Origin of the sequence: Planococcus sp. ISL-110, from assembly GCF_018613575.1 — a bacterium.
Classification (GTDB): Bacteria; Bacillota; Bacilli; order Bacillales_A; family Planococcaceae; genus Planococcus.
In genome coordinates this window covers 1-20,951 of sequence record NZ_JAGGPX010000008.1, presented here as the reverse complement: position 1 = coordinate 20,951, position 20,951 = coordinate 1, and the positions used below count along the sequence as shown (strand labels likewise).

22 protein-coding genes and 1 riboswitch are annotated in these 20,951 nt (G+C 45.7%); of the genes, 12 read left to right on the top strand and 10 right to left on the bottom strand.

What is annotated here, in order from left to right; translation table 11 throughout:
• Positions 1 to 383: 383 nt before the first annotated feature.
• Both J7I83_RS04680 and J7I83_RS04675 read right to left on the bottom strand, forming a co-directional pair.
• Positions 384 to 1,025, bottom strand: coding sequence for a pentapeptide repeat-containing protein (locus J7I83_RS04680; RefSeq protein WP_215099522.1), 642 nt, complete (start codon positions 1,023 to 1,025; stop codon positions 384 to 386).
• A 72-nt stretch (positions 1,026 to 1,097) separates the two neighbouring features.
• Positions 1,098 to 1,787: a universal stress protein gene (locus J7I83_RS04675; protein WP_215099521.1), complete on the bottom strand. Its 690-nt coding sequence runs from the start codon at positions 1,785 to 1,787 to the stop codon at positions 1,098 to 1,100.
• 318 nt (positions 1,788 to 2,105) lie between these two features.
• Here J7I83_RS04675 and J7I83_RS04670 point away from each other — a divergent pair, with 318 nt between their 5' ends.
• The 11 genes from J7I83_RS04670 to J7I83_RS04620 all read left to right on the top strand — a co-directional run bounded on the left by J7I83_RS04670 (position 2,106) and on the right by J7I83_RS04620 (position 11,651).
• Positions 2,106 to 4,508 carry a Na+/H+ antiporter subunit A gene (locus J7I83_RS04670; protein WP_215099520.1) on the top strand — a complete coding sequence of 801 codons (2,403 nt, stop codon included), beginning with the start codon at positions 2,106 to 2,108 and terminating at the stop codon, positions 4,506 to 4,508.
• The gene (locus J7I83_RS04665; protein ID WP_215099519.1) at positions 4,495 to 4,917 is read left to right on the top strand and encodes a Na(+)/H(+) antiporter subunit B; all 423 of its coding nucleotides are present in this window, start codon (positions 4,495 to 4,497) and stop codon (positions 4,915 to 4,917) included. The genes J7I83_RS04670 and J7I83_RS04665 overlap by 14 nt, the downstream gene beginning before the upstream one ends.
• Before the next feature lie 3 nt (positions 4,918 to 4,920).
• Complete coding sequence (locus tag J7I83_RS04660) at positions 4,921 to 5,259, top strand: Na(+)/H(+) antiporter subunit C (RefSeq protein ID WP_215099518.1); 339 nt, start codon at positions 4,921 to 4,923, stop codon at positions 5,257 to 5,259.
• A complete protein-coding gene (locus J7I83_RS04655) occupies positions 5,252 to 6,736 on the top strand; it encodes a Na+/H+ antiporter subunit D (protein ID WP_215099517.1) in 1,485 nt (494 codons plus the stop codon). Before J7I83_RS04660 ends, J7I83_RS04655 begins: the two co-directional genes overlap by 8 nt.
• 31 nt (positions 6,737 to 6,767) lie before the next feature.
• Positions 6,768 to 7,253: a Na+/H+ antiporter subunit E gene (locus J7I83_RS04650; protein WP_215099516.1), complete on the top strand. Its 486-nt coding sequence runs from the start codon at positions 6,768 to 6,770 to the stop codon at positions 7,251 to 7,253.
• Positions 7,250 to 7,534 carry a Na(+)/H(+) antiporter subunit F1 gene (locus J7I83_RS04645; RefSeq protein WP_215099515.1) on the top strand — a complete coding sequence of 95 codons (285 nt, stop codon included), beginning with the start codon at positions 7,250 to 7,252 and terminating at the stop codon, positions 7,532 to 7,534. The genes J7I83_RS04650 and J7I83_RS04645 overlap by 4 nt, the downstream gene beginning before the upstream one ends.
• Complete coding sequence (locus J7I83_RS04640; protein WP_215099514.1) at positions 7,512 to 7,874, top strand: Na+/H+ antiporter subunit G; 363 nt, start codon at positions 7,512 to 7,514, stop codon at positions 7,872 to 7,874. Before J7I83_RS04645 ends, J7I83_RS04640 begins: the two co-directional genes overlap by 23 nt.
• Before the next feature lie 159 nt (positions 7,875 to 8,033).
• Positions 8,034 to 8,729, top strand: a complete 696-nt coding sequence (locus J7I83_RS04635) for a DUF1538 domain-containing protein (RefSeq protein ID WP_215099513.1) — start codon at positions 8,034 to 8,036, stop codon at positions 8,727 to 8,729.
• Positions 8,726 to 9,463: a DUF1538 domain-containing protein gene (locus J7I83_RS04630; RefSeq protein ID WP_215099512.1), complete on the top strand. Its 738-nt coding sequence runs from the start codon at positions 8,726 to 8,728 to the stop codon at positions 9,461 to 9,463. The genes J7I83_RS04635 and J7I83_RS04630 overlap by 4 nt, the downstream gene beginning before the upstream one ends.
• The gene (locus J7I83_RS04625) at positions 9,453 to 10,154 is read left to right on the top strand and encodes a P-II family nitrogen regulator (protein WP_215099511.1); all 702 of its coding nucleotides are present in this window, start codon (positions 9,453 to 9,455) and stop codon (positions 10,152 to 10,154) included. Before J7I83_RS04630 ends, J7I83_RS04625 begins: the two co-directional genes overlap by 11 nt.
• A 309-nt stretch (positions 10,155 to 10,463) precedes the next feature.
• Entirely contained in the window at positions 10,464 to 11,651 is a 1,188-nt protein-coding gene (locus tag J7I83_RS04620; protein WP_215099510.1) for a CDP-glycerol glycerophosphotransferase family protein, read from the top strand.
• A 363-nt stretch (positions 11,652 to 12,014) separates the two neighbouring features.
• On the opposite strand, the gene J7I83_RS04615 is transcribed toward J7I83_RS04620, so the two are convergent.
• The gene (locus J7I83_RS04615; protein ID WP_215099509.1) at positions 12,015 to 12,770 is read right to left on the bottom strand and encodes an exodeoxyribonuclease III; all 756 of its coding nucleotides are present in this window, start codon (positions 12,768 to 12,770) and stop codon (positions 12,015 to 12,017) included.
• Positions 12,771 to 13,184: 414 nt separating this feature from the next.
• On the opposite strand from J7I83_RS04615, the gene J7I83_RS04610 reads away from it, so the two are divergent.
• Positions 13,185 to 14,462, top strand: coding sequence for an MFS transporter (locus tag J7I83_RS04610; RefSeq protein WP_215099508.1), 1,278 nt, complete (start codon positions 13,185 to 13,187; stop codon positions 14,460 to 14,462).
• 718 nt (positions 14,463 to 15,180) lie between these two features.
• On the opposite strand, the gene J7I83_RS04605 is transcribed toward J7I83_RS04610, so the two are convergent.
• The 7 genes from J7I83_RS04605 to J7I83_RS04575 all read right to left on the bottom strand — a co-directional run bounded on the left by J7I83_RS04605 (position 15,181) and on the right by J7I83_RS04575 (position 20,885).
• Positions 15,181 to 15,978: a YkuS family protein gene (locus tag J7I83_RS04605; RefSeq protein WP_215099507.1), complete on the bottom strand. Its 798-nt coding sequence runs from the start codon at positions 15,976 to 15,978 to the stop codon at positions 15,181 to 15,183.
• Between the two features lie 89 nt (positions 15,979 to 16,067).
• Positions 16,068 to 16,556, bottom strand: a complete 489-nt coding sequence (gene thiW, locus J7I83_RS04600) for an energy coupling factor transporter S component ThiW (protein ID WP_215099506.1) — start codon at positions 16,554 to 16,556, stop codon at positions 16,068 to 16,070.
• Entirely contained in the window at positions 16,553 to 17,206 is a 654-nt protein-coding gene (thiE, locus tag J7I83_RS04595; RefSeq protein WP_251047464.1) for a thiamine phosphate synthase, read from the bottom strand. The genes thiW and thiE overlap by 4 nt, the downstream gene beginning before the upstream one ends.
• Complete coding sequence (gene thiD / locus J7I83_RS04590) at positions 17,190 to 18,035, bottom strand: bifunctional hydroxymethylpyrimidine kinase/phosphomethylpyrimidine kinase (protein WP_215099504.1); 846 nt, start codon at positions 18,033 to 18,035, stop codon at positions 17,190 to 17,192. Before thiD ends, thiE begins: the two co-directional genes overlap by 17 nt.
• On the bottom strand, positions 18,032 to 18,817 hold the full coding sequence (gene thiM / locus J7I83_RS04585) for a hydroxyethylthiazole kinase (protein WP_215099503.1): 786 nt from the start codon (positions 18,815 to 18,817) through the stop codon (positions 18,032 to 18,034). Before thiM ends, thiD begins: the two co-directional genes overlap by 4 nt.
• 1 nt (position 18,818) lies before the next feature.
• Positions 18,819 to 19,502 (bottom strand): thiaminase II, encoded by a 684-nt coding sequence (gene tenA, locus J7I83_RS04580; protein ID WP_215099502.1) that lies wholly within the window; start codon positions 19,500 to 19,502, stop codon positions 18,819 to 18,821.
• 133 nt (positions 19,503 to 19,635) lie between these two features.
• Positions 19,636 to 19,739, bottom strand: a riboswitch (TPP riboswitch).
• A gap of 21 nt (positions 19,740 to 19,760) precedes the next feature.
• Entirely contained in the window at positions 19,761 to 20,885 is a 1,125-nt protein-coding gene (locus J7I83_RS04575; RefSeq protein WP_215099501.1) for an ABC transporter ATP-binding protein, read from the bottom strand.
• Between the last annotated feature and the right edge of the window lie 66 nt (positions 20,886 to 20,951).

The window sequence follows — 20,951 nt, the reverse complement described above, 5'->3', positions numbered from 1 at the left end:
AGCGTGACTTATGACCCTAGAATCTGGGCACTGGAGCTAGACAAAAGAGAAAAGCGAAAGTGACCGTGTAGATTCGACGGGCATAAGGCGCGCTGGCGAAGCGGCGTTTTTTCAGCCGCACAGCCAGCGTGGCTTATGACCCTAGAATCTGGGCACTGGAGCTGGACAAAAGAGAAAAGCGAAAGTGCCCATGTAGATTCGACGGGCATAAGGCGCGCTGGCGAAGCGGCGTTTTTTCAGCCGCACAGCCAGCGTGACTTATGACCCTAGAATCTGGGCACTGGAGTCTGGACAATACAGAAAACTAAAGACACAAAATAAACTTCAAAAAAATACCCGACAGTTCAAACTGTCGGGCATTTTTTCGTGTTTCTTCTATAATATTAGTTATTTTCTACAATCATTCCCATCTGCCGTGCAAAAGCGATTGCCTGATCTGGAGATACTTTGCACCCCTGCAACTTTTCAACCGACACTTGGATGCTGTCAAAGGTATTTGTGCTCAAGTCGATGCCCTTCAGGCTGGTTTCCATGAAATTGATGTCATTCATGTCGCACATACGAAAGTCGCTAGCCTTCAATTCCATCTGATAAAAGTCTGCAAAACGCATAGCAGAAGAAACAAAACTCACCGTATTGCATAAAGAAAAGCCAAAAGTGGCATAATTTATCACACACTCATCAAAAAGAGTATGGCGTATTCCCGCTTCGGCAAAATTAGTGCCCAGCAATTTGGAGTTGCGGAATTCAGTCCGGTGAAAAATGGTGCGGCTCAAGTCAGCATTAGATAGGTCACAATTCACAAAAACAACATCGACGAATTCCGAACGCGGCCAAACCGTTTCAAGAAAATTGACGTTTTCAAAGACTACTTTGGCGATATGAAGCGCTTCTTCCGTGCTGAAATCAATGGTTTCCTGAAAAATTCTGCAATTGCTTATGTAATTGTCATCTATAGCTGCAACAAATGAACAGGTTTCCAATTTCTTCGGGAGCAGCGGTTCCAGCCTTTTGGGTTTTTTCATAACTTACTGACTTCTCCTCTAAAACAAACAAAAGGCCACCTCGATGGCGAAGCAGCCTTTTGTTGCTGGTATTTACTTTTCCACCAATTCTTTGCCTAAGCATTCATCGATGATTTCAGGCAAGTCAATCCGGTCTTCTGTCACTTCAACTTGATAAACTTTGTTGTCATGCATGAATTTAAAGATGCCATTATCGAAATCGGTACCGATTTCCTTGAAGAAAATCCCTTCAAGCTGGCAATTTTTTGATTGTGTAAAATTGATTTTGTAGCTGTCCTCATCTTTTACCAAGTAACAGCGTACACCTTTTTCAAACTCGTCCCCTTCAACGCCTTTCACCGTACGCGCCAATGAAACGATATGAAGATCGACTAATGGAATTTCACGCAGCAGCATGTTCAGGAACGAACCTTTGGTGATTTCTTCCCATCTGCTTTTTGCGGTTTGCCCAATAATAATTTGTGTGATATTAAACTCATGAGCCACTTCCGCAATCACTTTTGCAGAGGGGCGTTTTTCATTATCACGAACAATAAACTCTTCAGCTTCATACTCTTCAGCAAGTTCTCTCCAACGTTCAACATACGATGCTTTTTCAGCGTCAAATTCCTCAACGGATTTCTGATCTACCGTTAAAATATACAACGGACAATCCAGCATAGTAGCAAGTTTATTACCCCGATTGATCAAACGTTCACCATTCGGCCCGTAAAAAACACATACCAGGATGCTTTCATCCATTCGTCCTCTGATTTTTTTCATTTATGTTCACCCCCCTGGGAATATAATTCATATCCTGACATTCAAAACCATGAAATTATACTTCTTCCATTATAGAAAATCAAGGGTTTTCATCTGCTTTCAGATTGCCCATTCAGTAAGATCTGCTGGACTTTTCACTTCAGTGCTGGCTGACAAATGAAAAGCGCCTGATTTTCCTGTATAATTTGTATTGGTTGCTTTACGAGCCTTATCATATCATATTGCAGGAAAAGCGAAACCCATTTCCTTTATTATATACCCGCTCTTCGATTTTCCCATCCATAACTGCTTTTCTAATCCACTACAGGAGGTTCTGCCGTGTATTTATTGATTTTCGCCATTTTGATCCCGTTTATCGCTACCGCACTCATTCCGCTCATACATAAACGAATAGGAGCCTTTCACATCGGCTGGTTCGTGCTTTTGGTACCGCTCGCCCTATTTGCTATTTTCGTCATGCAAATCCCCGCTATCTCAAATGGTGAAACCCTGATCCAAGCAGTCAATTGGATTCCTTCACTTGGCATTAACTTCACAGCTTATCTTGATGGCCTCAGTTTGATCATGGCGTTATTGATTACCGGCATGGGGAGCCTGGTAGTTCTTTACTCCATCTACTATTTATCATCATCCGATTCTTTTCCGCATTTTTACGCCTACCTGCTGCTGTTCATGGGCGCTATGCTCGGTGTCGTCTTATCTGACAACCTCCTTGTTCTGTATGTCTTCTGGGAATTGACCAGTATTTCTTCCTTCCTGTTGATCGCTTTCTGGTACCACCGTAAAAATTCCCGCTATGGCGCTCAAAAGTCATTATTGATCACAGTATTCGGCGGATTTGGAATGCTCGCCGGATTTTTGATGCTGCATTCCATGACGGGCACTTTCAGCATTCGGGAAATTGCCGCTGTCCTTGGCCAGTACACAGACCATACGCTGTTTTATCCGGCAATGTTCCTGGTACTGCTTGGCGCTTTCACCAAATCAGCCCAATTCCCGTTCCACATCTGGCTGCCGGATGCGATGGAAGCCCCGACTCCTGTCAGCGCCTATCTGCACTCTGCCACGATGGTTAAAGCTGGCATATACTTGGTCGCCCGTTTCACCCCGCTCTTCGGCGGAAGTGCTGCCTGGTTCTGGACAGTCACACTCGTGGGGCTCGTCACCTTATTCTGGGGGGCATTCTGTGCTGTTCGCCAAACTGATTTAAAGGCTTTACTCGCTTATTCAACGATTAGCCAGCTCGGCTTGATCATGAGCCTTTTCGGCCTTGGCTCAGCGGCTTTACATTTTGGCGATGGCGAACTGGGTGAGCTGTACGGCTTAGCGATATTTGCCGCATTGTTCCATATGATCAATCACTCCACCTTTAAAGGTGCGCTTTTCATGGTAGTCGGCATCATCGATCACCAGGTCGGAACACGCGACACCCGCCGGCTGGGCGGACTAATATCGTTTCTGCCCATCACATTTACATTCGCGGTCATCGGCAGCTTTTCGATGGCCGGACTGCCGTTCTTCAACGGTTTTCTGAGTAAGGAGATGTTTTTCACAGCCACGGTCAATGCGGCTATCCTTCCTGCTTTCGGTGCCTCCACATGGGGCTTGCTGATTCCTGTGATTGCCTGGATCGCTTCTGTATTCACTTTTGTCTACTGCATGGTTTTTGTATTCCGCACTTTTTTTGGCACACCACAGTTAAAAAAATTGGATCGAAAACCGGTCGAGCCTTCCATCGGCATGCTCATTTCTCCAGCCATCCTATGCATATTTATTGTCGGTTTGTTCTTTGTTCCTAATCTGCTTGGCGACCACTTACTGAAACCCGCTATGAATGGCATCATTCCTGGAATTCCAGGAGCTGCCCCCCATATTTCAGCATGGCATGGGTTTAATGCCGAATTATTTATGACCTTAGGAATTATTGTAATTGGTACATTTTTGTTCCTGACTTTCCGCAGCTGGTACAAGATTTACCTTATCCAGCCGGCGGGATGGAATTTTACTGTGCTGTACAATTCTTTCCTGAAAGGTTTGAAACGAGCTGCAAACTGGATCACTACGCATTATATGACAGGTTATTTGCCTGCATATTTTGCCTATATCTTTATTTTTTTCATTGTGACGTCTGGTGGAGCACTTATTTTTACCGGTGCGTTATCAATTGATCTGACGGCTGATTCGCCCATCGCTATTTATGAAGGCATGCTGATCGCTGTAATGGTGATCGCGGCCATCAGCATGCTATTCGCGAAGTCCCGCCTTACAGCCATTTTGCTGAATGGCGTGCTAGGTTTTTCCATCGCCATTTTCTTTGTGCTGTTCCGTGCACCCGATCTGGCTTTGACGCAATTGGTCATTGAAACAGTCACCACTGCCCTATTCCTTTTATGCTTTAACTTTTTGCCGGAGTGGACGAAAGAGGATTCTCCAAAACGGACAAAAATCCGGAATGCGGTTATTGCAATTTCGGCCGGAGTAACGGTTACGCTGATTGGCCTGACGGTCAACAGCGGAAGGTTGTTTGACAGCATTTCCGGTTATTTCGAAGATTCTTATGAATTAGCAGGCGGGGACAACATTGTCAATGCCATTCTGGGAGATTTTCGCGCATTTGATACAATGCTGGAATCACTTGTTCTATTTATTGCCGGACTTGGCGTCTATACATTAATTCGCTTGAAGCTTGGAAAGGGGACAAAAAAAGATGAACATCAATGACGTGATTTTAAAAACGGTATCAAAAGCCGTTGTCTTGATTATTTTAACTTTTGGCATCTACCTGTTCCTTTCCGGACATAATCAGCCAGGCGGGGGCTTTATTGGCGGATTGGTTATTGCTTCGGCTTTCGTGCTGATGTTTTTATCCTATGATTCAGAAACTGTCAGTGATGCATTGCCGATTGATTTCAAAAAACTGTCAGCCTTCGGTGTATTGCTGGCCATGGCAAGCGGAATAGCTCCTATGTTCTTTGGTGGTGCTTTTCTGGCCCAGAGCTTTGGTTACTTCGACTTGCCGATTTTCGGCAAAACCGAACTGGCCACCGTCACCATTTTTGAAGCCGGCATCGCATTGACAGTCATCGGTGTTGTCGTAAATATAATTCTTAGTATAAGTGAGGATGAGTAGCCTGTGGAATCATTGATCATTATTTTGGTCGGCGTCCTTACCACGGTCGCTATCTATCTCGTATTATCAAAAAATGTAGTGCGCGTCATATTGGGTACTGCCATCCTGTCCCACGCTGTCCATCTGCTGATTCTGTCGATGGGTGGTTTGAAAGTGGGTACCGTCCCGCTGCTCGGTGAAGAAGCCGAGGTTTATGTTGATGCTTTGCCCCAGGCGTTAATCTTAACGGCCATTGTCATCAGTTTTGCTGTTACAGCCTTTATTCTTGTGCTGGCCTATCGCGCTTATCAGGAACTGGGAACGGATAATTTAGGAGCAATGCGAGGTTCTGATGATGAATAATATCTTAGTCCTCCCCATGCTGTTTCCGATTATCGTCGGTGTAGTGCTTATTTTTCTCCGGACCTATGGCCGTATTCAGGCTTGGATCAGCATTGCCTCCATGGCCTTGACGGCAGGCATTTCCTTCTATCTTTTGCATACGGTACAGACCGACGGAATTATCCGTTTGGATTTCGGGGGCTGGGAACCACCTTTCGGCATTTTGTTCGTTGCCGATTCCTTTTCCATTCTGCTTGTGCTAACTTCCAGCATTGTAACGGCTATCTGCTTGAGCTATGCCTTGATCTCAACCAGTAAAGAGCTGCAGACCATGTATTTTTATCCCACTGTGCTGTTTCTCGCAGCTGGCGTCAACGGTTCGTTTTTGACCGGCGATTTATTCAACCTGTTTGTTTGTTTTGAAGTGATGCTGCTGTCTTCCTATGTACTGCTGACTTTGGGAAATTCCAAACGCCAGCTGCGCGAAGCCATCAAATATGTGTCCATCAACATCGTTTCTTCCTGGTTTTTTCTGGTGGCCTTGGCTTTCCTCTATGGAACTGTCGGTACATTGAATATGGCACATGTGGCTGAACGGGTTGCAGAAGTGGGCCAAACCCCTCTTCTGACCACCATCAGCATCGTCTTTTTAGTTGTTTTCAGTTTAAAGGCCGGATTGCTTTTGTACTTCTGGCTTCCCGGATCCTATAGTTCACCGCAAATTGTCACCTCCGCCCTTTTTGGAGCCTTATTGACCAAGGTTGGTATTTATGCCCTTTTCCGCATTTTTTCACTGATCTTTTACCACCAGCCGGAAATTACCCATACCATTATCGGCATCATGGCAGCACTGACTTTGATCGGAGGCAGCCTGGGTGCGATTGCCTTTAATGATATCCGCAGCATCGCGGCTTATAATGTGGTCATTGCTGTTGGATTCATGCTGGTCGGATTGGCAATTGCCACTCCTGCCGCAATTGAAGGGTCCATTTATTACCTCATTCATGACATGGTCGCCAAAGCGCTGCTATTTCTGCTTGTCGGCACGATGATCACGCTGAGCGGTACCTCGAAAATGGCGGGAATGAGCGGTCTCATGAAGAACTATCCGTTGCTTGGCTGGTCTTTCTTCATCACGATGCTGTCGCTTGCCGGCATTCCTCCGCTCAGCGGTTTTATCGGCAAAGTCCTGATTTCGAGCGCAGCAATCGACAATGGATCCTATGTACTGCTGACACTGGCACTGCTATCAAGTATTTTGGTGCTTTACTCATTGCTTCGCATCTTTAAGAACTGTTTCTGGGGCGAAACGATCGTCAGTAAAGAAGAGCAGCTGCCATTGCGCAGAGGTGTCCTGCTGCCTTGTTTGGCGCTTGTAGTTCTGACTATCGGCATTGGCTTGGGCACCGAAGGCTTATCTCTTTACGTCATGGATGCCGCTGAAACATTACTCAATCCCGATATGTATATTGATGCTGTGTTAGGCACCATCCAATAAATCCATTTTCTATTGAAAGGAGTGAATTCAAGTGCCGGCTCAGTTCATATTAAATATCACTATTGCTCTCCTTTGGACACTCCTGATGGATGAAGACGCTTTGTATTTCACGACTTTTCTGACCGGTTATTTGATTGGTATTGGAATCCTTTTTCTCATGCACCGTTTTTTCGGCACCAAGTTTTATTTATTGCGCGTCTATTCAGCCCTCAAACTGTTGCTGCTTTTCATTTCGGAACTTTTCCAATCCAGTTTGTTGATCATGAAACAGATTTTGAGCCCGAAGCTGAAGATCAAACCCGGAATCTTCACCTATGAACACAGTATGGAAGGGGATTATGAATTGACTACATTGGCGCTCCTACTGACTTTGACTCCGGGCTCTGTCGTAATGGAAGTATCTCCGGATGGGAAAATTTTCTATATCCATGCAATGGATGTGGAAAGTTCACGTGAATCCGTACTAAAGTCTATTAAGGTTTTTGAAAAAGCAATTATGGAGGTGACGAGAAATTGATCGATACTTTATTGACGATTTCCCTTTCCCTGTTCATCCTGGCCATCCTTCTGGCACTTTACCGGATCATCCGCGGTCCTTCGATGCCGGATCGCGTTGTCGCGCTGGATATGATCGGCGTTAACCTGATTTCAGGAGTAGCTGTATTTTCTGTTTTGCTAAGCACGCACGCATTTCTGGAAGTCATCCTGATTGTCGGTATTCTGGCATTTATCAGCACCCTCGCTTTAGCGCGTTTTGTTGAAAGGGGCGATATCGTTGAACATAAACACGATCGTTGAATATTTCGGTGTTTTTCTGATTTTGATCGGAGGCATCATGGCTGTAATCAGCGCAATCGGAATTCTTCGGCTTCCGGATGTTTACACGCGTTCACATGCTGCCACAAAAAGCTCTACACTGGCTGTTCTGCTGTCGTTGTCTGGTACCTTCATCTATTTCTGGGCGTCCGAAAATTTCATCAGCGTCAGGCTGTTATTGGGTATAACCTTTGTTTTTTTAACAGCACCTGTCTCGGGCCACCTGATCACACGGGCTGCTTACCGTTCAAATGTTAAACTTTCTGACTCTTCTACAGAAGATGCATTGAAAGAATTATTGAGAAATAAAAAGAATATGTGACTTGTGGCGATTCTTGCCATACCACTTATAAATTCAGGACAAAAGAGCATTGCTACTCCAAAGAGTGCGCAAATGCTCTTTTTTATTAACAAAGCAAAAGTTTATGGATTTTTATGTAGGGAATAGGAATGAAAAAACAGAAATGGAGACGGACAATCGATGGAAAATGTGAGAGACACTTTTAAAGAAGTTGCCGCCGCAATTCTTCCTGTCACTATAGTCGTCATTCTTTTGCAGCTCCTCTTTATCAGGGTGCCTTTTGAAGCGGTAATTCAGTTTCTTGTCGGGGTTCTTTTCGTCAGCATTGGATTTTTTTTATTCCTTATTGGTGTCAATGCCGGGCTGCTACCCATCGGCGAGATGATTGGCAGGAGGCTGCCCAGCACAAAAAAAGCAGGATTCATCATCGCAACCGGTTTTTTACTGGGACTTGTGGTTACTGTTGCTGAACCCGATGTCCGTGTTCTTGCCAAACAAATCGAAGAAGTTTCTGAAGGAGAAGTCAGTGCAGCAATTCTCATACTATCGGTTTCTCTCGGTTTGGCTATTTTCGTAGCATTGGCCATGATTCGCACCATCTTTAGAATCCCCCTCCACTATTTACTCATCGGCGGTTACGCTCTGGTCTTCCTCCTATCCTTTTTTGTACCCGAGTCTTTTATTTCCATTTCCTTCGATTCCGGTGGGGTTACGACCGGGCCGATGGCGGTTCCGTTTATCCTGGCCCTTGGCATTGGAGTGGCATCTGTACTCCGCACGGAGGATGACAGTTCCGGTGAAAAATTCGGCTTGATTGGCCTGGCATCCATTGGCCCGATTCTGGCAGTTATGATACTGGGGGTGTTATTCAGGTGAACATTCATGTTTTCGATGGATTTCAAACGGTGATGGTGGAAGTCAGCTTGGCGCTTCTCCCACTGCTGTTTTTCTTCGCTGCCTTTCAGATCTTTATGCTGAAACTGCCCTTGCAGCGAGTTATGCAAGTGGGGCTCGGCTTTATTTTGACCTTTTTCGGTCTCTCCTTTTTTCTTCAGGGTGTTCATGTCGGATTTATGCCTGTTGGAGCAATGATGGGAGAAGAACTTGGCAGTTGGGAAAATAAATGGATGTTGATTCCGATCGGTTTCGTTCTTGGCTTTACCGCAACCTTTGCTGAACCGGCAGTCAATATTATGACGGATGAAGTCGATGAGGAAACTGGCGGATACATTTCACAAAAAATGATGCTTTATACTTTATCCATGGGAGTCGGTGTTTCCATCGCTTTGTCCATGCTGAGAATCTTGACGGGCTGGTCTTTATGGTATTTCATCATTCCTGGTTATTTGTTAGTATTCATCCTTGTAATTTTTTCAACCCAGACATTCATTGGCATCGCGTTTGATTCTGGCGGAGTGGCCACCGGTCCCATGACCGTTACATTTATCGTTGCTGTTGCAGTGGGGATTTCAACCGCGATTGAAGGCAGTGATCCATTGACTGACGGCTTCGGAATGATTGCGCTCGTTGCCCTCACCCCAATCATTGCCGTATTGATACTGGGTCTAATCTTCACTAGAAAAGGTGGGAAAAAAACCAATGGTTCTTAATCACAGATTGATGATTGCCATCGTTAAAAGAGGCCATTCGCGTGAAGTAATCGAGGCCGCTAAACATGCCGGGGTTGATGGGGCAACCGTCATATACGGAGAAGGAATAGGAAGAAATGAAAAATCCACTTTCATGGGCCTGCCGGCAACCCATGAAAAAGACGTCGTTTTCTTAGCGCTGGACGGCGAACTCGAAAATGCTGTAGCACAGGCTGTCTCCGAGGCAGGAAAATTAGGAAAGTCAGGTTACGGACTGGGCTTTACTGTACACTTGAGCAAATTGCTGGGAGTGCCACACCTTTCCGAACGGATGGATGACAGAAGAAGGAAGAGAGGGGTCACAGATTTGAATGCAGCATTAAAGGACTTTCAATTGATTGTAACTATTGTAAATTCAGGAGATTCTGCAGCCGTTGTAAAAGCAGCCTCAAAAGCTGGAGCAGAAGGCGGAACCATTTTGAATGGCCGGGGCACCGGCGTCAACGAACAGCAAAAGTTCATGAATTTTACGATCGATCCAGAAAAAGATATTGTATTAACGCTGGTTCCTGCCAGCTACGCAGAAAAAGTGATTAATAGCATCGAAGAAGCTGTCGATTTAAATGCCCCTGGTAAAGGAATCGCTTTTCTCATCGATGTTGAAAATGTTTTTGGCGTAAACCATTCTTCTTTAGACAGTTCACATCAATAGCTTATGGGTAGCTGAATCTCGGGGAATTTCCCAAAAAAAGGTACAGATGCGCTATCAAGGCTTATCTGCACCTTTTTTCGGCGATTCCTCAAGGTTTTTTCAGTTTCACCTATCCCCAGTTTATTTATGGTTACTTCATGAATATCCTCTCTCTGCCACACGCTATCATCTGGCACTCTCCCAGCTTTTTTGAAGAATAAACACCTGATTGGAAAGTGAACGAAAAATTAGTTTTAACTGGTGATAGACAAAGACCGCAATATATGAAAAACTAAAGTAATGACAACTAGTAGAAAGCAGGGCTTTTAGATGAGTGTAGAATTAAAAGAAAAAGGGAGATGGGATCCTTTGAAGGTATTTTCAAAAGTCTCAGCCGCATATTTCCTCGCCTTTTTCACGAAGAAAAAAAGTGGAAAGAAAATTGTCTTGGTCGGGGGAAACCTTGGAGAAAAGTATGAAGATAACGCTGCGGTTTATCATAAGTACTTACTGAATAACCACAAAGAACAAGTAACCGCCTATTGGATGTACGACCCTAAAACTTCTTATGCCAAGGATGAAAAAATTGAAAATGCTGTTCCTCTTGGAAGTTTCAAAAACTATCTGCTGTTTTTCCAGGCTGATTACACGTTCCACGGACACTCTCTTCTATATGACATTGTTCCCTCAGCAGACAAGTTTCTTTTCCTCAACCGGAAAACCCTCATTACCCATGTCAGCCACGGAATTGAAGGTTTCAAGAAAATACTGATTCAAAAAGAGGACATACCGTTACTGAAGAGAACAAATTATTTCAATTGCGCTTCACAATACGAGTACAACCTGAAACTGAATGAATGGAAAATTCCTGAACAGAAACTGATTATAACCGGCTTTCCCCGATTTGACCGGTATCCTCCAAACCAGCCTTCAACCGAAGTTAAAAATATTCTGATGATGATGACTTGGCGCGAATGGCTTTTTGACCTGACAAAAGAAGAGTTTACCGAGAGCGTCTATTTTAAGAGCACAGTTGGATTATTAAAGCATGAAGGCATTCAAAAACTGCTCACTGACCACAATCTCCATCTGAATATTGCGCTCCATCCCTTCATGAAGAAGTTCGAAAAATACTTCGCAGGCTTGGCAGACAATGAGCACGGCATTAAGTTCCTTGATTTCAATCACGAAACCATCGAGTATTCGATTGACCACAATGACATGCTGCTGACCGATATCACCAGTGTTTCCTGGGATTTTCTATATCTTAACAAACCCATCATTTTCTATATGTTCGACCAGCAGGAATACCTCGAAAAAAGAGGTGCTTACTTGAACATGGATACAGACCTGTATGGATATAAAGCGGATTCAATCGATCATGTCTATGATTACCTGAAAAAGATTGTCGATGAAAAAATCACTTCCAACGAATGGTATCCAAAGGCGAAGGAATATATCGATTACTTCGACCAGGACAACTGCAAACGCCTGACAAAGCGTGTCATGAATCTCTAAAAGTTTCACGTGAAACTTTTAATGGCTTTCATAAAGCAAAAAACACACTCAAAAAATTGAGTGTGTTTCAGACTGTAGGCAAAGTCTAACCAAAACGAATAGCGGTGTATAACCCCAACAAGCCTAGTAATCATGTTACTCAAGAATCTGGAGCGCAAGGCGGCGACTCCTGCGGTAGAACGGAGTGATGAGACCCCGCAGGAGCTTGCGACGAGGAGGCTCAGCGCTTCGTCCGCGGAAAGCGTCCGCCTGGAGCGGAGGATCCAGTATAAACGTGATAAAATGAGTTTTCATTCTTTGAATATCATAAATATTCTTTTGTCTACAAGCTCAAACACACTCAAAAAATTGAGTGTGTTTTTTTTATAGTCCTACCTGCAATTCGACTGGACAATGGTCAGAACCCCATATATCCGCATGGATTTTTGCGCTTTTCAACTGTGGCAACAGTTTTTGGGAAGCAAGGAAATAATCGATTCTCCACCCTACATTTTTTTCACGGCAATTGGAACGGTACGACCACCAGGAATAAAAGCCGGTTTCTACCGGATGGAAATGACGAAATGTATCCACAAATCCATTGGATAAAAACTGCGTCATTTTCCCGCGCTCTTCAGGAGTAAAACCTGAATTTTTCTTATTGGCTTTTGGATTTTTCAAATCGATTTCTTCATGGGCCACATTCAAATCTCCGCACAAAATGACCGGTTTGTAATTATCCAAGGTTTTCACAAATAACAAAATCGCTTCTTCCCACAACAGGCGATAATCCAAGCGAAGCAAGCCATGCTGAGAATTCGGGGTATAGACAGTTACGACGTAATGGCTGTCAAATTCCAATGCAATCATTCGGCCCTCCGTATCGTGCTCTTCCGATCCCAAACTGTATTGAATGGATAAAGGCTCTTTTTTCGTGAAGATTGCTGTACCGGAATACCCTTTCTTATGGGCATAATTCCAATATGTATAATAGCCTGGAAGGTCCATTTCTATTTGTCCTTCCTGCAATTTGATTTCCTGCAGACAAAATACATCAGCATCTGCTTCAGTAAAAAAATCCATGAATCCTTTTTTCATAACGGCGCGCAGGCCGTTGACATTCCACGAAATCAGCTTCAAAAACAATCCCTCTTTTCTCTCTAAGTTTAAACGAACGTTGAGCCGCACTCAATCAATAGGATGACTTTATTCCTTGCTTAAAGAAAAACTTAACCCGCAAGCAGGACAAGCAACCTTTATCTGTCGAAACCCAGGCAACCATCCTATAAAAACCAGCTCTGCTTTCTCTCACGAAATTTATTGGCGCATTGGAAGAAACGATGTGCGGTAATTACGATTTGCATAAGTAGGATTTCCCTTCAAGTTGAATATGTAAAATTTCTGTATTTTTTTAAACAATATGCATCATTTTTTAGAGTCTTCTTGTACAATAAAGTTAACTTATAAAGAGAAAATTCAATCATTTAGAAGGTGTATTTTACTAATAGCCAGTTGGTTTACTGGCCGTTAATGCGGCATAAAGGAGCTAAAGCCATGAAAAAGTTTTCGAAAGAAGAAAAAAGCTGGGCTTTATATGATTGGGGCAATTCCGCTTACTCCATTATTATCACCACAGCCGTTTTCCCCATTTACTACAAAGCATCCGCCACTGAAGCGGGTGTCAGTTTATCCGATTCGACGGCCTATCTCGGCTACACGATTGCAATATTCACTTTTATACTGGCCATGATCGGACCTATACTGGGGACCATTGCCGATTACGAAGGCATGAAGAAAAAGTTTTTTACGGCTTTCTTTCTATTGGGCACTATTTCTACAGCGCTGCTAGCTTTTGTACCAAGCGATAACTGGTTATTGATGCTGATTTGTTATGTCTTTGCAGCTCTTGGAGCCACGGGTGCCAATTTATTTTACGACGCCTTTATTGTGGACGTCACTACAGAAAAACGGATGAACAGCGTTTCTGCATTTGGCTACGGACTTGGCTATATTGGATCAACTATTCCATTTCTCATTTCTATCGCTATTATTTTGCTCGCCCAAAATGAAGTGCTGCCGATTTCCACTATCACTGCCAGCCGGATTGCGTTTTTAATTACAGCGGTCTGGTGGGCTTGCTTTTCAATTCCGATGTTCCGTCACGTCAAGCAGCGTTACTATATTGAACGGGAACCTAATCCTGTTCATCAAAGTTTTAAGAGGCTCGGAAAAACCATCCGGGAAATCCGCCAGTACCGTGCGTTATTTTTGTTCCTGATCGCCTATTTCTTTTATATTGATGGTGTCGGCACGATTATTTCCCTATCGACTGCATACGGAACTGATTTGGGTTTAAGTGCAACCAACCTTTTGATTGTTCTCTTTGTTACTCAGGTAGTGGCCGCTCCTTTTGCAATCCTTTATGGCCGTTTGGCGAATCGATTTACCGGCAAAAAAATGCTCTATGTAGGGATCTGTGTATATATTGTGGTTTGTATCTACGCCTTCTTTTTGGAAACCATCACAGATTTCTGGATTCTGGCCATGCTTGTCGCAACCAGCCAAGGCGGAATTCAAGCACTCAGCCGCTCGTATTTCGGCAAACTTGTGCCTAAAGAGAATTCAAATGAATTCTTCGGCTTCTACAACGTCTTTGGAAAGTTCGCTGCCATCACAGGTCCCCTGCTCGTAGCGGTCACTTCACAAGTTACCGGCAATTCAAGCATGGGCGTATTCAGCCTGGTCATATTATTCGTCATTGGCCTTATCGTACTATCGCGAGTACCGGAACCCACACCCCATGACCCAATAGACAAAATCGCACCGGAATAAAGAAAAGCGAAGGCGCCCGTGTAGCTCTGACGGGCATAAGACAGACCAGCGAAGTGGCATGTTTTCAGCCACACAGCTGGGTTGGCTTATGACCCCGAAGAGCTGGGCGCCGGAGCTGGACAATAAGAAAAGCGAAGGCGCCCGTGTAGCTCTGACGGGCATAAGACAGACCAGCGAAGTGGCATGTTTTCAGCCACACAGCTGGGTTGGCTTATGACCCCGAAGAGCTGGGCGCCGGAGCTGGACAATCAGAAAAGCGCAAGCAGCCGTTAAGCCCCGACAAGCGCTGGAAGCCTTGCCGGTAATGGCGCTCTTCAGCCATTGCTGGAAAGGCTGAAGCGACTCGAGGGGCTGGCTGCCGGAGCTGGACAATAAAGAAAAGCGAAGGCGCCCCGGTAGATTCGACGGGCATAAGACGCACTGGCGAAGCGGCGCTCTTTGCCGCACAGCCGGAGTGGCTTATGACCCCGAGAATCTGGGCGCCGGAGCTGGACAATCAGAAAAGCGAAGGCGCCCGTATAGCTCTGACGGGCATAAGACAGACCAGCGAAGTGGCATGTTTTCAGCCACACAGCTGGGTTGGCTTATGACCCCGAAGAGCTGGGCGCCGGAGCTGGACAATCAGAAAAGCGCAAGCACCCACATAATAAGCTCTTCCTTGCTCTCAATGCAAAAAAGGTGTCCGCCAATCCATCTGGCGGACACCTTTTTTATGGTATTAGTTTTTACTCTTGTCTTCAGCCTTTACTGTTACATTGCCGGCACTGTCTTTTTGGACAGATGCATCGCCCAATTCAACAACTTCGATGCCGCCTTTTTCTTTATCAGCTTCTTTATCAGCTTTTTTGATTTCTTTTTCTACTGCTTTTTCGGCTTTTTCGTGTTCTTTTTCAGCCTTTTCATGCTCTTTTATTTCTTTTTCAACTACTTTTTCCTGTTTCTTTAACTCTTTATCTTCTTGTTTTTCTACACGTTTCGCCTTTAGTTCATCAGCTTTTTCTTTGGCTTTTTCTGTAATATCGCTGGTTTTATCCTTTAACTGGTTGGCTTTTTCTTTTACTTGATCCATCGCTCCGCCAGATTCTTCATCGTCATGTTCTTTAGCGCTGGCAGCTTTTTCTTTAACGATTTCCTGAAGCTCCTTGCCGCTCTTTGGTGCAAACAATAATCCGGCTGCTGCACCAATTACTGCACCAGTTGCTGCGCCGGCCAAGAAGCCGCCGGCTCCACCGCCACTTTCTTTGCGTTCAGTTTCTGTAGGCTGCGGTGCTTGAATTTTACCACCGCGTACCAAACGCTCTTCCACTTCTTCTACAATTTCGTATAAAGTACGTCCTTTAGCTTCAACAAGTGAAACACTCATGTGATAGTCAGCTAAATCCTCCTGATCTCTCACAACGATGACGTCATAATCTGTAGAATCTGCTTTGTCATCCAGCATATCTGTTTGGTACCCTTTTTTCTCTAAAGCTTCACGTACTGACGTAAATGGATGTTCAACTGCAATTTTCACCATATTCTGTCCACTCCCTTTTCCAATAGTCTATATTTCTCTGTTTCCCCTCATTTGCGAAATTATAAACTCCTTCCAGAAAATTCCGTGATTCAGGGCCGGAATTTCAGGCTTTTTGCCTTTGTCAGACGGGCTACTAACACCATGCCCAGCAGCGCGCCAGCCAGACTGGAAATGAAAAACGGTGGCACAAAAAACAAAGCTCCAAATTCGGTTCCAAGAAAAAGACGGGCATAAGGTACGGCCACCAGGGAAGCGATTATGCCGGTGCCTACCACTTCTCCGATTGCAGCAAACGAGGCCTTGCCGAATCTGGCATACAGGATTCCAGCCAGCAATGCCCCAATCATCCCGCCAGGAAAGGCCAAAAGTGAACCGGTTCCCGTCAGTACTCTGACGACTCCTGTCAGAAAAGCAATCAGCACAGCAGGACCCGGTCCAAAAAGAACAGCTGCAATGACGTTGATGGCATGCTGGATTGGGTAGGCCCGTGCAACTCCCGCTGGAAAATAAACAAAGGCGGAGCCTGCCACTCCGATAGCAACAAACATCGCCATGAGAATCAGTTTTTCAGTTTTCATTTCCTCGCACCTTCTTTACAGGATGCTTGCAATGCAGCGATTTGCACGGCGATATCATCTGCTTGTGTGATTGTTGATATGACAGCAATTGCTGAAACACCTGCCTGCCATACTATCCTTGAATTTCCAGGTGTGATCCCACCGATGCCCACAATCGGCAACAAAGGAAACTCTGCTGCGACCGCCTGAATCTCTTTGACGCCAGCAGGCTTTTTCGCATCGTTTTTTGAAACTGTGCCAAAAATGGGACCCATTCCGACATAGTCGGCACCATCTTCGACAGCCCTTTGTGCTTCCTGTACAGAATGGACAGAAACGCCCAGAAGTTTCTTTTTGCCGATCAGTTTTCGGACATGCGCTGCAGCTGCATCGTCCTGGCCGATGTGAACGCCATCTGCTCCAATTTGACAGGCCAGTTTGACCAGATCGTTGACGATGAACGGGACGCCGTGAGTACGGCATAATTGTTGGCACTGCAAAGCAAATTCAAGCAATGCTGGACCCATCAAAGCTCCGTCCCCTTTTTCACGTAATTGAAAGTGGCTGATGCCCCCTTCCAATGCCGCCTCTAGTACAGCAAGAGGATTTCTTGTTCCTGAATTTTTTGACCCTAGTATCAAATAGATGGCAGCTTTATCGGAAAACTTCAACGCTGTCCACTCCCCTGTTTTCTGCAATATTCTTTTTGTATGCGGCGTGATTGGTTGGCCCATGGCCAGATCCGATATTCAGCGGATCTCGGAGCGCAGCCTGGATGAATTGCTTTGCCGTGCAGATTGCTGCTTGCAGCTCCTGTCCTTTAGCCAACTGTGCGGTCACGGCCGCTGCAAACGTACAGCCGGTGCCATGTGTCTGCACAGTCGCAATGCGGGCTGCGCGATACAGCACCGAGTCTCCATTTGCTTGCAGCAAGTAATCCTCCGAAAACTCCGGATCGGTTCCGTGTCCACCTTTGATGACGACCGATTCCGCTCCCATGGACAAGATCCTCTGGGCTGCCCGCCGGCGGCTGACAGAGTCTGTAATGGCGATGCCAGTCAGTGCCTGGGCCTCCGGAATATTCGGAGTAACCAGAAAAGCCAAGGGCAGCAAATGAACCTTCAGGGCTTCCACTGCCTCCTGTTGCAACAGACTCGCTCCCCCTTTAGCAATCATGACCGGATCTACGACCAGCGTGTTCCAGCCAAATTGGCGGATTGCTGCGGCTGTTCCCCTGATGATCCCTGGTTCAAAAAGCATGCCGGTTTTCAAAGCAGCGATTTCAAAGTCACTGCCTACTGCCATCAATTGTTCACGAACTGCTCTATCGGACATCGGATAGATGGCGGTGACGCCCGTCGTATTTTGGGCGGTCACTGCTGTGATGACAGAAGTGCTATAGACACCCAGCTCCTGAAACGTTTTCAAATCAGCCTGAATGCCGGCTCCTCCTCCTGAATCCGATCCAGCGATTGTCAAGGTTTGCGGAATTTTTGTCATAGCCTTCCCTCCTGCAAATAGACCCGTTGGTTTACTTCGTTGCCTGTAACCCTGGCCAGCTGATTGATGAAAGCTATTTGAAAATCCCCCGGAAGAGCTGCGGATTTTGCAGCCTGTTCACCGGCAATGGCATAAAAACGCAGAGTGCTGCTCACGGTCTTTACGGGATTTTCAGGATGGACGGCAATGACTGCTGCGACAATGCTGCTCAATAAACATCCAGTCCCGGTGATTGAAGCCATAATTGGATCTCCAAACGGGACTTCCGCAAATGATTTTCCGTCAGTGACAATATCCGTCTTTCCGGTGACCGCCACCAGCAAGCCTAATTGCCGGGCAGTAGAGACGGCCATCTCTCTGACGTCCTGAAGCCCTTCTCCCGCGTCCACACCTTTTGACTCCCACTGTTTCCCAGCTACAGCTGCAAGCTCTCCTGCGTTGCAGCGGAGGACGCTGACGTCAACTGTGCTTAAAATTTTACGTACACCCTCCTTCCGGAAGCTGCTCGCTCCTGCTCCAACAGGATCCAGGACCACAGGAATCCCCAATCGGTTGGCTGTTTTTCCGGCAATCAGCATACTTTTCAGCGACTCTGCATGAAGGGTTCCGATGTTCAATGACAGAGCCTGCGACAATGCCGCGAGCTCTTCAGCTTCTTCAGGTGCTTCTCCCATTATCGGAGAAGCACCTATGGCCAGCAGGCCGTTGGCTTGGAAATTTGATACGACATGATTGGTGATGCAATGGATAAGCGGATTTTTTCTTTTTATCTCTTGAAGCACCTTAGACACCTACCTTGTCGACGGAACCTATGGACCAGGATTCTTTTCGCCATGCCTGGTCCCAAAAATTCCATTCGTAATAGCTGCTCTTCCGAAAATGATTTTTCAGCTCTCTGCGGCGCGCTTCCGGCAGCCCTTCGGCCAATTGGTCCATCCGGGAAATCTGTTCATGGACAAGCGACCCGAATTCCTCGGAGCCGTAGGTTTCAATCCATCGATCATAAATCGGATGATCGGGTTTGGCGTTTTTCAAGCGTTCCCCAATTTCATAGTAAAGCCAGTAACAGGGCAGAATAGATGCCAGTACATCTGCCAGATCGCCTTCTGAAGAACGGTACATATGCGATACATAGGCATAGGCTGTTGGGGAGGGTTCAAATACAGCCCATTCTTCTTCAGTAACTCCAAGCAGTTCCATAAATGATTCGTGCAGCCCCAGCTCTGCACTGCAGGTATGGGCGGAATGGACTGCAAAACGCTGGGTCGTTTCCAAATCTGTTGCTTTGGATGCTCCTAGAGCCTGCACTTTCGCAAAATGCGATAAATAGTAAGCGTCCTGCATCACGTAGAAACGAAAAACATCGATCGGCAACGTACCATCTTCAATCCCTTTGACAAAGGGGTGGTCGAAACTTGCTTCCCATAGGCTATCGCAGTCTTCTCTTACTTCTTTACAAAATGTCATTTCTCCATCTCCTCGTATAGTATATTTACAGTTGAAAGTGCCTGTCAGAGCCAGGCACTTTCACTTTTCTTACACAAACAAAAAACGCCGCTTCCCGGCAAAGGGAAGCGGCGTATGCAGTCGATAAAAAAATGGCAGACGGTCGCCACTTCCCTCCGCTGGTATGATCCAGATCAGGTTCAAAGGGTCCGAGCTTATGCTCGTCTCAGCCGATATCCGGCTCCCCTAGTGGTGTTTTTATTTATGTTTTCGAAATCACTATATCATAGTTTCTGACAGTTCAATAGCCTTTATGCGTTTTCCTGTTTCCTCATCAAAGAAATGGACATGGGCCATATCGAATGCAAGCGTTGCCGTATGGCCCGGCTCAATCGTCGTAGCAGCATCGATACGCGCAATAAATTCCTGCTCTGCGTAAACCGCATGCAGAATCGTTTCGGCTCCTGTCAATTCGGCAACCGCAATGACCGCTTCGAACTCATTCGCCGGAATACCTGACAAATCTTCATTGTTGACATGGATATGCTCCGGACGGATGCCTAAGGTCACCGCTTTGCCTTCGTAGCCTTCGCTTTTCAGCGTTTCCATTATCTGTGCCGGAATATCCAACACTTTGTCACCCATCACATAGGTTCCTTTATCGACTTTCCCCTCAAAGAAGTTCATGGCAGGAGAACCGATAAATCCACCGACAAAACGGTTTTTCGGAAAATCATACACTTCTTTCGGGGAACCGACCTGCTGAATCAACCCATCTTTCATGATCACGATCCGGGTGGCCATCGTCATCGCTTCTGTTTGGTCGTGTGTTACATAAATAGTGGTTGTTTTCAGCCGTCTGTGAAGCTTAACAATTTCCGCACGCATCTGGACGCGAAGTTTGGCATCCAGATTGGACAGAGGCTCATCCATCAGGAAGACTTTTGCATCCCGCACGATGGCGCGTCCGAGAGCGACACGCTGGCGCTGTCCGCCTGACAATGCTTTCGGTTTTCTGTCCAAAAACTCTTCCAATCCGAGAATGGCTGCAGCTTCGTCAACAAGCCGCTTAATCTCAGCTTTTTTAACCTTCCGCAGCTTCAAACCAAAAGCTATGTTTTCAAACACCGTCAAATGCGGATACAAGGCGTAATTCTGAAAAACCATCGCAATATCGCGGTCTTTGGGCTCTACCCCATTCATCAGCTTGCCATCTATGTAAAATTCACCTTCCGTTATTTCTTCCAAACCTGCAATCATTCGGAGAGTGGTTGACTTTCCGCATCCTGATGGACCGACAAAGACGATAAATTCCTGATCTAAAATGTGGAGATTAAAATCTGACACGGCAAGAGCACCATCGTCATACCTCTTTCCCAGCTTTTCAATTTTAATCTCTGCCATTTCGCATCCTCCTTCTTCGTCTTTTTCAGTCTTAATTATAGTCAATTGAATCAATTTCATAATGCG

Excerpts from the sequence above, each read along its gene's own strand:
- J7I83_RS04575 (WP_215099501.1), bottom strand. The coding sequence starts at position 20,885 with ATGGCAGAGATTAAAATTGAAAAGCTGGGAAAGAGGTATGACGATGGT.
- J7I83_RS04675 (WP_215099521.1), bottom strand. The coding sequence starts at position 1,787 with ATGAAAAAAATCAGAGGACGAATGGATGAAAGCATCCTGGTATGTGTT.
- J7I83_RS04625 (WP_215099511.1), top strand. The coding sequence starts at position 9,453 with ATGGTTCTTAATCACAGATTGATGATTGCCATCGTTAAAAGAGGCCAT.
- J7I83_RS04665 (WP_215099519.1), top strand. The coding sequence starts at position 4,495 with ATGAACATCAATGACGTGATTTTAAAAACGGTATCAAAAGCCGTTGTC.
- J7I83_RS04680 (WP_215099522.1), bottom strand. The coding sequence starts at position 1,025 with ATGAAAAAACCCAAAAGGCTGGAACCGCTGCTCCCGAAGAAATTGGAA.
- J7I83_RS04605 (WP_215099507.1), bottom strand. The coding sequence starts at position 15,978 with ATGGTGAAAATTGCAGTTGAACATCCATTTACGTCAGTACGTGAAGCT.
- thiW (WP_215099506.1), bottom strand. The coding sequence starts at position 16,556 with ATGAAAACTGAAAAACTGATTCTCATGGCGATGTTTGTTGCTATCGGA.
- J7I83_RS04655 (WP_215099517.1), top strand. The coding sequence starts at position 5,252 with ATGAATAATATCTTAGTCCTCCCCATGCTGTTTCCGATTATCGTCGGT.
- tenA (WP_215099502.1), bottom strand. The coding sequence starts at position 19,502 with ATGACATTTTGTAAAGAAGTAAGAGAAGACTGCGATAGCCTATGGGAA.
- thiD (WP_215099504.1), bottom strand. The coding sequence starts at position 18,035 with ATGACAAAAATTCCGCAAACCTTGACAATCGCTGGATCGGATTCAGGA.
- J7I83_RS04610 (WP_215099508.1), top strand. The coding sequence starts at position 13,185 with ATGAAAAAGTTTTCGAAAGAAGAAAAAAGCTGGGCTTTATATGATTGG.
- J7I83_RS04620 (WP_215099510.1), top strand. The coding sequence starts at position 10,464 with ATGAGTGTAGAATTAAAAGAAAAAGGGAGATGGGATCCTTTGAAGGTA.
- J7I83_RS04635 (WP_215099513.1), top strand. The coding sequence starts at position 8,034 with ATGGAAAATGTGAGAGACACTTTTAAAGAAGTTGCCGCCGCAATTCTT.